Origin of the sequence: Rahnella sp. AN3-3W3, assembly GCF_003263545.1 — a bacterium.
Classification (GTDB): domain Bacteria; phylum Pseudomonadota; class Gammaproteobacteria; order Enterobacterales; family Enterobacteriaceae; genus Rahnella; species Rahnella variigena.
This window is the reverse complement of record NZ_JYDG01000024.1, coordinates 1-9,642: the sequence shown is the minus strand read 5'-3', so window position 1 is coordinate 9,642 and position 9,642 is coordinate 1. Positions and strand designations below refer to the sequence as shown.

Genomic DNA, 9,642 nt, shown 5'->3' with positions numbered 1-9,642 from the left:
GGCTCGAAGCCTGAAATGAGGGAATCGCGGAGCGATGACATTTTGCGCCACACTCAGAACGATCAGAACATGTCCTTCGTTCCAGCGACAGCGCGCAGTGAAAAAGCGAGGGGAGTGCAGAGGGGAAAAGCCTTTCCCCTCTGCTCGGTTTCGGCGAAATATCTCGCGTGAGAACTATTATTGAGAAACCGAAACTTTCACAATTTAATCTCTCCCCTCAGGATTTACTCCTTCAAATCCACCTGATAAAACACATGTTTCCCAAACGGATCCACTTCATAACCGGTCACTTCTTTGCGGACCGGTTCGAAAATGGTCGAGTGGGCGATCATCACCGCAGGGGCCTGATCGTGCATCATCTGCTGGGCTTGTTCGTAAAGCGCGACGCGTTTGGCATGATCGGTGGTTTCTTTCGCTTCGGTAATCAGCTTGTCGAACGGTGCGTAACACCATTTGGCTGAGTTCGAACCGCCCTTCGCGGCGTTACAGGTAAACAGCGGACCGAAGAAGTTATCCGGGTCACCGTTCGCCGTCGTCCAGCCCATCAGTGCCGCCATGTGCTCGCCGTTACGGATGCGGGTCTGATATTCGCCCCATTCGTAACTGACGATGTGCGCTTTCACACCGATTTTCGCCCAGTCCGCCTGAATCATCTCCGCCATACGACGGGCGTTCGGGTTATACGGACGCTGAACCGGCATCGCCCACAAGTCGATATCAAAACCGTTCGGCATTCCCGCTTCGGCCAGCAGCGCTTTGGCTTTCTCAGGCGAATAATCGTAATCCACCAGCTTGTCGTTGTAACTCCAGACACCGGTCGGCAGCAGCGTTTTGGCGACGGTTCCGGTGCCATGGAATACCGCTTCGATGATTTGCGGTTTGTTAATCGCCATGGTCAGTGCCTGCCGTACTTTCACATTATCCAGTGGCGCTTTCTGCGTGTTGAACGAGAGGAAACCGGTGTTAAGGCCAGCCTTGCTCATCAGATTGATGTCTTTATTTGCACGCATACGCTCGAGATCGGCCGGATTCGGGAATGGCATCACCTGACACTCGTTTTTCTCGAGTTTAGCAAGACGCATCGAGGCATCAGGCGTGATGGTATACACCAGACGGTCAATCTTTGATTTGCCCTGCCAGTATTCAGGGAACGCCTTGTACAGCAGACGCGTGTCTTTCTGGTATTGCATCAGCTCGAACGGGCCGGTTCCGACAGGATCCTGATCGACCTTTTCCGGCGTACCGGCTTTAAGCATCTGATCGGCATATTCCGCAGAGAGAATCGATGCGAAATACCACGCCAGATCCGCCACGAATGGCGCTTCCGGACGAGTCAGATTGAAGCGGACGGTGTAGTCATCCACCTTATCAATGCTGCCGATAAGGTCACCCATTTTCAGGCTGTCGAAATTCAGGTAGGTGCCGCCGGAAATTTTATGGTACGGGTTATTTTCATCTTTCTGGCGCATGAACGAGAAGATCACGTCGTCGGCGTTGAAGTCGCGCGTCGGCTTGAACAGTTTGTTGCTCTGGAATTTCACGCCCTTGCGCAAATGGAAGGTATAGGTTTTACCGTCCGCACTGACATCCCAGCTTTCCGCCAGGCTAGGGATCAGCTCCGTGGTACCGATTTTAAAATCCACCAGACGGTTATAAATCGGTGCCGCGCTGGCATCCACAGAGGTACCCGAGGTGTAAAGTTGCGGGTTGAATTGCTCAGGCGAACCTTCAGAACAATACACCAGCGTTTTTGCAGAAACGCCACCTGTGATGGCCAGCGCCAGTAAACCTGTGCTTATTTTTAATATGTTGTGTTTCATTATTTTCCCTTTTTCCCTGTCCGGAGAGTGTTTAAATCTTCTTCATCGTGGAACATAAAGCAAAAACAGATTAACATCTGGATAACACGTAGTAATACTTTGTTATATATGAAAATCTTATAACAGGGAACAATATTTGCGCACATTCAGAGGTCAAGATGTCGACAACAATTGCAAAACAGCTTACCGAACGTTTCTACCGCTATCTCTCCGTAACATCACAAAGTGATGCCAGCGCGACCACTCTGCCAAGTACACCAGGCCAGCACGATATGGCGCGCTTACTGGCCGATGAGCTGCACCAGCTCGGTCTGGAAAACATTCAGATCGACGAATACGCGACAGTGACAGCAGTGAAATCCGGCACCAAAAAAGGTGGTCCGCGCATCGGTTTCATCACGCATATTGATACCGTGGATGTCGGCCTGCGCCCGGACATTCACCCGCAGACGTTGCGTTTTACCGGCGAAGATGTGTGCCTCAATAGTGAAAAAGATATCTGGCTGCGCCCTGCCGAGCGCCCTGAGATCCTGCCTTACAAAGGCGAAGACATTATTTTCAGCGACGGCACCAGCGTGCTGGGCGCGGATAATAAAGCGGCGGTGACTGTCGTGATGACATTGCTGGAAAACCTGACCGCTGAGCAGGAATACGGCGATATCGTGGTGGCGTTTGTGCCGGACGAAGAAATCGGACTGCGCGGCGCCAAGGCGCTGGATCTTGCGCGCTTCGATGTGGATTTCGCTTACACCATCGACTGCTGCGAACTCGGGGAAGTAGTTTACGAAAACTTTAACGCAGCGGCGGCGGAAATCACCTTTACCGGCGTGACCGCGCATCCGATGTCAGCCAAAGGCGTGCTGGTGAATCCGCTGCTGATGGCACAGGATTTCATCGGTCATTTTGACCGCGGAGAAACGCCTGAAAACACCGAAGGCCGTGAAGGTTATGTCTGGTTCAATGGCATGAGCGCGTCGCAGCAAGGCGCGGAACTGAAAGCCTCCATTCGTGATTTCAACAGCGCCAGTTTTGCAGCACGTAAGCAAAAAATTCATGATGTCGCGAAAGAGATCGCCGCGCAGTATCCGACGGCGAAAGTCTCAGTTGAGATCAGTGACACCTACAGCAATATCAGCAGCGCCATCGGTGAAGATCGCCGGGCGATTGATCTGATCTTTGCAGGTTTGAAAGAGATCGGCGTTGAGCCAAAAGTGATCCCGATGCGCGGCGGCACCGACGGTGCAGCGCTGTCAGCCAAAGGTTTACTGACGCCGAACTACTTTACCGGCGCGCATAATTTCCACTCGAAATTCGAGTTCCTGCCGGTGAATTCGTTTGTGAAATCCTATGAACTCACCGTTCAGCTTTGCCTGCTGGCGGCGAAGGGTTGATTTACTTTAGGTAAAATCATCCCAGCCTTCCCCTCGTGCGAGGGGAAGGCGCGTACGGATGTTACTTCAACGCACCTGAAAGGAACTGTTGCAGGCGGGCACTTTTCGGGCTGCCAAAGACTTCGGAAGGATCGCCCTGCTCTTCAATCACGCCCTGATGCAGGAAGATGACGTGGCTGGAGACATGACGGGCAAACTCCATTTCATGCGTTACCACCACCATGGTTTTCCCCTCTTCTGCCAGTTTTTGCATAATACGCAGCACTTCGCCAACCAGTTCAGGATCGAGCGCGGAAGTCGGTTCATCAAACAGCAGCACTTCCGGCTCCATCGCCAGCGCACGGGCAATAGACACGCGCTGTTGCTGACCACCTGACAAATTCACCGGATATTTACCCTGTGCGCGGGCGTCAATGCCCACTTTATCGAGATACTTCACCGCACGTTCACGCGCTTCCGCTTTGCTTAACCCCAGCACCTGCACCGGCGCTTCCATAACGTTTTCCAGCACCGTCATGTGGCTCCACAGGTTGAAATGCTGGAACACCATCGTCAGTTTGGTACGCAGCAGTTGCAGCTGTTTTTTATCAAACACTTTCAGCTGACCGTCGGTGTCGCGCACCATGCGGATATCCTGATTATTGACGCTGATCGAACCTTCACTTGGTTTCTCAAGAAAGTTAATGCAGCGCAGGAAGGTACTTTTTCCGGATCCTGATGAGCCGATAATACTGATCACATCACCCGCATTGGCAGACAAAGAAACGCCTTTCAGCACTTCATGGTCGCCATAGCGCTTGTGGAGATCGAGAACCGCTAATTTGTTTTCTGGCATAGTTTTTATCCGCAATAATTATTGGTTGGCTTTTTTAATGGGCAGACTGAGGCTTAACATGCGCCAGCCAGCGTTTTTCCGCCTTGCGGAACAGACCAATCAGGACAAAAGAAACACAAAGATAAATCACTGCTGCGATCCCGAAAGCATAAAACGGCTGATACGTCGCCGAGTTGATGTCGCGGGCGATTTTCAGCACGTCCGGTACCGTGGCGGTAAACGCCAGCGCGGTGGAATGCAGCATCAGAATGACTTCATTACTGTATGCAGGCAGCGCTGTGCGTAATGCCGACGGCAAAATAATGCAGGTATACAGTTTAAAGCGTGAGAATCCGTAGGCATTGGCCGCTTCAATTTCACCGTGCGGAACAGAACGGATCGCACCGGCAAAAATCTCGGTGGTGTACGCGCAGGTATTGAGCGTCAGCGCCAGGATCGTACAGTTCAGTCCGCTGCGGAAGAAGGCATTCAGGAAGTCTGTGCCACGCACGATTTCCAGGCTGTACATCCCGGAATAAAACACCAGCAACTGGACATACAGCGGTGTTCCGCGGAAAACGTAGGTATACAACCAGATCGGGTAGCGGATGAATTTGTTGGAAGACACGCGCCCCACGGCCATCGGCACTGCCAGTAACCCGCCGATGACGACGGAGCTGATCAGTAACCACAGGGTGATGGCCAGACCGGTGAATCGGTAACCGTCGCTGTAGAGCAGGGACATACCGTACTGTTGTAAAATCTCGATCATAGATCAGCCCTCTTCACACCCAGCGAATAACGGCGATCAAGCCATACCAGCACGCCGTTCGACAGCGTGGTGAAAATCAGATAAACCACACCCGCCACAATCGCAAAGTAGAACGGCTGATACGTGCCTTTACCGGCCAGCTGCGTGGCTTTGACCACGTCATTCAGGCCGAGCAATGACACCAGCGCGGTGGCTTTGAGGATAACCTGCCAGTTGTTGGCAATACCCGGCAGCGCAAAACGCATCATGGCCGGGAACAGAATTCGACGGAAAATTTGTGAGCCGCTGAAACCAAATGCGGTCGCCGCTTCGATTTGCCCGCGTGGAACCGCCATAAACGCGCCACGGAACGTCTCTGTGAAATAAGCGCCGTAAATAAAGCCCAGCGTGATGATACCGGCGCTCATCGGGTCGATATCAATCTGCGACATGCCGATGGATTCCGTCAGGCTGTTGAGAGCAATCTGCAAACCGTAAAAAATTAATAACATCAATACCAGATCAGGTACGCCGCGGATAAGCGTGGTATAGCAACCAAAAAAACCAGAAATAATCCGGCTCTTCGACAGTTTCCCACCAGCCCCGATAAGCCCTATCACCAGCGCTAAAATAACTGACGAAATCGCCAGCTCCAGTGTCACCAACGTGCCCTGGATAATTACCTGGGAATACCCATACAGCATGGTTTTTTCCTGTCTTTAATGGATCCCTGCGCAGGCAAAACGGCAACCTGCGTCAGAACCGCAGGGAGCGGCAAACCGCTCCCTTTGGCACATCTCACAGCGCAAATCAGCCGCCGTAAACGTCAAAATCGAAGTATTTTTTCGCCAGTTTGTCGTAAGTCCCGTCTTTACGCATGCTGTCAAACGCCTTGTTCAGTGCGTCTTTCAGGTCGGTTTCATTCTTGCGCAGACCCATGCCGGTGCCCACGCCAAAGAATTTATCGTCTTTCACTGAAGGGCCTGCAAACGCATAGTCTTTGCCCGCAGCCTGTTTCAGGAAGCCTTCACTGCCTGCCACTTCATCCTGGAATGCTGCATCCAGACGACCAGATGCCAGATCTGCATAAATCAGATCCTGGTTCTGGTAAGCCACCACGTTGATGCCTTTTGGCTGCCATTGTGCGTTGGCATAGGCTTCCTGAGTGGAACCCTGCAATACGCCAACGTTTTTGCCTTTCAGGGCATCCAGAGTGGGCAGAATTTTGGAGCCTTTAGGCGCGATAAGGCGGGCGTTAGCGGCATAAAGTTTTTCAGTGAAATCAATTTCCTGCTGACGTTTTTCGGTGATGGATAACGAGGAGATAATCGCATCAATTTTCTTGGCTTTCAGGGAAGGGATCAGTGCATCGAAATCACTTTCCACATAAGTACATTTGATGGCTGCACGTTTGCACATCTCGTTAGCCAGGTCGATATCAAAGCCGACCAGCTTGCCGCTGGAGTCTTTTGATTCAAATGGGGCGTAAGTCGGATCAGTACCGATATTAATTGCTTTAGGCGCGGCAGCAAATGCACTACCTGCACTGGCTAAGACCAGAACCAGCGGAAGAACCTTGAACAACTTTTTCATACATTAGCCTCAGTGATTATTCATCTGTTGTGGTTGTGTGTGCGTGAATGAACGTCTTTTTATAGTTTGCTGAACGATGCAAATGGCTTTTTGCCAGATTTTCTCATGCACTTTTCGTGCCGTTTCTCAGCACAGCCACTTTCCGCTGTGAGAGAACGAAAACCGGTCAAAAAAGCATCGGGATAATGAAAGTTTTCAAAGGTCTGAAGGAAGAATAGCTGAAGGGGCGGCGAACACTGCACCTTAATGAATCAAATTGTGATCATTGTTGGTGCAATGTAACTGAACTGCGCGAAATGAGTGCGGATTGGGAGAAGAAAGATTAACGACTGCCCTGCCATCGAACAAATAAGTCTTCAGGGAGCTCAATATCAAACTGATCAATCACCCGGTTTACCGTCTGATCGATAATATCTTCGACAGATGTCGGACGGTGATAAAACGCCGGAACCGGCGGCATAATAATAGCGCCGAGCTCAGCGGCCTGGGTCATGAGTCGCAAATGCCCGAGATGCAGCGGTGTTTCACGCACGCATAACACCAGACGGCGGCGTTCTTTAAGCACCACGTCCGCTGCGCGGGTCAGCAGGCCATCGGTGTAACTGTTCACGATACCGGAAAGCGTTTTGATCGAGCAGGGTAAAATCACCATTCCTGCCGTCTTAAAAGAGCCGGAAGAAATGCTGGCAGCGATATCACGTGAATCATGCACCACATCCGCCAATGCCTGAACATCACGCAGCGTCAGATCCGTTTCCAGGGTCAGCGTCTGGCGGGCGGCATTGCTCATCACCAGATGAGTTTCGATATCAGGCACGCTCTGCAATACCTGCAAAAGCCTGACACCATAAATTGCGCCGCTGGCGCCGGAAATACCGACGATAAGTCGTTTCATGAACACTGCCTTAGAAAAATGTAACCAGACCTGATGCTGCCAATACTGACATAAATCCAGACATAAAAAAACGCGCCCGCCCGGTTGTTCACCGGAGGGACGCGTTTATGCGAATGTCAGCAACCGGCTAATCAGCCTTCGTTGTGCATCTCAAGATTTTCAGCTTCCTGCTGACCACGCAATGCCTGAGCATCGTCGTTACGCAGGGCTTCGAGGTATTCCAGATAGTTCTGGTCAACGTCTTTAGTGACGTAAACACCGTCGAACACTGAACATTCAAATTTCTCGATGTCGGTATTGTCTTCTTTCACTGCGGCGATCAGGTCGCTCAGATCCTGGAAAATCAACGCATCAGCACCAATCATCTGATTGATTTCGCTGACTTCACGGCCATGCGCAATCAGTTCATTGGCACTTGGCATATCGATACCGTAGACGTTCGGGAAACGAATTTCCGGCGCCGCTGACGCCAGATAAACACGTCGCGCCCCGGCTTCACGCGCCATCTCAACAATCTGCTGAGAGGTGGTGCCGCGCACGATGGAGTCATCCACCAGCAACACGTTTTTATCGCGGAATTCAGCACGGTTGGCATTCAGTTTACGGCGTACCGATTTACGACGTTCCTGCTGACCCGGCATGATAAAGGTACGGCCCACGTAGCGGTTTTTCACAAACCCCTGACGGTACGGTTTATTCAGGATACGGGCGATTTCCAGCGCGATATCGCAGGAGGTTTCCGGGATAGGAATGACCACGTCGATATCCAGATCTTCCCATTCACGGGCAATTTTCGCGCCCAGCTTTTCACCCATACGAACACGGGCGCTGTAGACGGAAATCTTGTCGATGAAGGAGTCAGGACGCGCGAAATACACGTACTCGAACAGGCACGGATTGTACTGAGGATTTTCAGCACACATGCGGGTGTAGAGCTGGCCTTTTTCAGTGATGTACACCGCTTCGCCCGGCGCAACGTCACGCAGGAACTCAAAACCTAATGTATCGAGTGCCACACTTTCAGATGCCACCATGTACTCATTACGGCCACCTTCCAGCGTGCGCTTACCGATAACCAGCGGACGGATACCGTGCGGGTCACGGAACGCCAGCATGCCGTGACCGATGATCATCGCCACACAGGCGTAAGCGCCACGGATTTTCAAATTCACCGCGGCAACCGCAGCGAAAATGTTATCGGCTTCCAGGGGGTAATGCTGGAAACGATCCAGTTCACTCGCCAGGATATTGAGCAGAATTTCAGAATCGGAAGTGGTGTTCACATGGCGGCGCTGGCCTTCAAAAAGGTTGCTTCGCAATTCGTGAGCATTGGTCAGGTTACCGTTATGCGCAAGAGTGATGCCGAACGGAGAGTTGACGTAAAAAGGTTGAGCTTCTGAAGCGCTGGAACTGCCAGCCGTTGGGTAGCGCACATGGCCAATACCCATGTTGCCCTGTAAGCGTTGCATATGGCGGGCTTCGAAAACATCCTTCACCAGGCCATTCGCTTTCCGTAAACGGAAGTTATTATTGGCATCAATGGTGACGATGCCTGCGGCATCCTGCCCACGGTGTTGTAACACCGTTAACGCGTCATAAATCGACTGGTTTACCGGCATGAAACCGGCGATACCGACAATACCGCACATGTTGTCTTTTCCTCTTCAGCGCTGCCAGAACTAAATATGTTTTGGCAAGAAACTCGACGTGCTCTGCAGGTAGTCAAAGAACCACCTGATGATATAACTGAATTGTGGGATCAACTGGGATTGTTTCCAGTCTTCACTTTGTGAAAAACTGGTGAAGGTATCCAGGAAGAACAGCATCGCAGAGACGATTAACACCCCGCGCAGTGCGCCGAAGCACACACCTAACACCCTGTCAGTGCCGGACAACCCGGTTTTTTCCACCAGTGAACTGATCACATAGTTGACAATTGCACCTACGATCAACGTCGCGATGAACAAGATGGCAATTGCGATCCCGTTTCGAACTAACTCATCTTCGAAACGCGTGAAGTAGATGGCGAGATAAGGGTAATAATGGCTGGCAACAAAGAAGGCGCAAGCCCAGGTTACCAGCGATAAAGCCTCGCGAACAAAACCACGGATCAAACTGACTAAAGCAGAAAATCCGATAACCGCAATAATGACGTAATCAATCCAGACCATTAACTATTCCAGTGTCTAATCCAGTCACGTCTACCCCGGCATCCAGTTCGCGGCGAATTCTAACAGAAAAAGAAAACGTTTGCGTAGGGGAAATCTGCCGGTCAGACAAATTAATAATAGCGATTAAAAAAACCTCAATCGCAGCATAAACCTATAAAAACCCAGCCAGAGGATCTTATAGAAAAAGGGCACAAATCGCTTGTGCCC

Annotated in this window: 9 protein-coding genes; 1 reads left to right on the top strand and 8 read right to left on the bottom strand. The window is 51.3% G+C overall.

Translation table 11 applies throughout. The annotated features are described in order from the left end of the window. Positions 1-224: 224 nt before the first annotated feature. The gene (locus tag UC15_RS08865; protein ID WP_112288121.1) at positions 225-1,820 is read right to left on the bottom strand and encodes an ABC transporter substrate-binding protein; all 1,596 of its coding nucleotides are present in this window, start codon (positions 1,818-1,820) and stop codon (positions 225-227) included. 158 nt (positions 1,821-1,978) lie between these two features. Here UC15_RS08865 and pepT point away from each other — a divergent pair, with 158 nt between their 5' ends. Continuing rightward, on the top strand, positions 1,979-3,211 hold the full coding sequence (pepT, locus tag UC15_RS08860) for a peptidase T (protein WP_112288120.1): 1,233 nt from the start codon (positions 1,979-1,981) through the stop codon (positions 3,209-3,211). Between the two features lie 61 nt (positions 3,212-3,272). Here the strand turns inward: pepT and hisP are convergent, their stop codons facing one another. The 7 genes from hisP to cvpA form a co-directional block, all read right to left on the bottom strand. Further along, entirely contained in the window at positions 3,273-4,046 is a 774-nt protein-coding gene (gene hisP, locus UC15_RS08855) for a histidine ABC transporter ATP-binding protein HisP (RefSeq protein WP_095922859.1), read from the bottom strand. A gap of 34 nt (positions 4,047-4,080) precedes the next feature. Then, positions 4,081-4,797 (bottom strand): ABC transporter permease, encoded by a 717-nt coding sequence (locus UC15_RS08850; RefSeq protein ID WP_112288119.1) that lies wholly within the window; start codon positions 4,795-4,797, stop codon positions 4,081-4,083. Then, entirely contained in the window at positions 4,794-5,480 is a 687-nt protein-coding gene (locus UC15_RS08845; protein WP_112288118.1) for a histidine ABC transporter permease HisQ, read from the bottom strand. Before UC15_RS08845 ends, UC15_RS08850 begins: the two co-directional genes overlap by 4 nt. A gap of 106 nt (positions 5,481-5,586) precedes the next feature. After that, positions 5,587-6,369 carry a lysine/arginine/ornithine ABC transporter substrate-binding protein ArgT gene (gene argT / locus UC15_RS08840; RefSeq protein WP_112288117.1) on the bottom strand — a complete coding sequence of 261 codons (783 nt, stop codon included), beginning with the start codon at positions 6,367-6,369 and terminating at the stop codon, positions 5,587-5,589. A gap of 322 nt (positions 6,370-6,691) precedes the next feature. Further along, positions 6,692-7,264 (bottom strand): UbiX family flavin prenyltransferase, encoded by a 573-nt coding sequence (locus UC15_RS08835; protein WP_112288116.1) that lies wholly within the window; start codon positions 7,262-7,264, stop codon positions 6,692-6,694. Positions 7,265-7,395: 131 nt separating this feature from the next. Further along, positions 7,396-8,913 carry an amidophosphoribosyltransferase gene (gene purF / locus UC15_RS08830; protein ID WP_112288115.1) on the bottom strand — a complete coding sequence of 506 codons (1,518 nt, stop codon included), beginning with the start codon at positions 8,911-8,913 and terminating at the stop codon, positions 7,396-7,398. Positions 8,914-8,943: 30 nt separating this feature from the next. After that, positions 8,944-9,435 carry a colicin V production protein gene (cvpA, locus tag UC15_RS08825; protein ID WP_112288114.1) on the bottom strand — a complete coding sequence of 164 codons (492 nt, stop codon included), beginning with the start codon at positions 9,433-9,435 and terminating at the stop codon, positions 8,944-8,946. Positions 9,436-9,642 lie beyond the last annotated feature (207 nt).

Bases quoted from the DNA above. Each gene is read 5' to 3' on its own strand.
- UC15_RS08865 (WP_112288121.1), bottom strand. From the start codon at position 1,820: ATGAAACACAACATATTAAAAATAAGCACAGGTTTACTGGCGCTGGCC.
- pepT (WP_112288120.1), top strand. From the start codon at position 1,979: ATGTCGACAACAATTGCAAAACAGCTTACCGAACGTTTCTACCGCTAT.
- hisP (WP_095922859.1), bottom strand. From the start codon at position 4,046: ATGCCAGAAAACAAATTAGCGGTTCTCGATCTCCACAAGCGCTATGGC.
- UC15_RS08850 (WP_112288119.1), bottom strand. From the start codon at position 4,797: ATGATCGAGATTTTACAACAGTACGGTATGTCCCTGCTCTACAGCGAC.
- UC15_RS08845 (WP_112288118.1), bottom strand. From the start codon at position 5,480: ATGCTGTATGGGTATTCCCAGGTAATTATCCAGGGCACGTTGGTGACA.
- argT (WP_112288117.1), bottom strand. From the start codon at position 6,369: ATGAAAAAGTTGTTCAAGGTTCTTCCGCTGGTTCTGGTCTTAGCCAGT.
- UC15_RS08835 (WP_112288116.1), bottom strand. From the start codon at position 7,264: ATGAAACGACTTATCGTCGGTATTTCCGGCGCCAGCGGCGCAATTTAT.
- purF (WP_112288115.1), bottom strand. From the start codon at position 8,913: ATGTGCGGTATTGTCGGTATCGCCGGTTTCATGCCGGTAAACCAGTCG.
- cvpA (WP_112288114.1), bottom strand. From the start codon at position 9,435: ATGGTCTGGATTGATTACGTCATTATTGCGGTTATCGGATTTTCTGCT.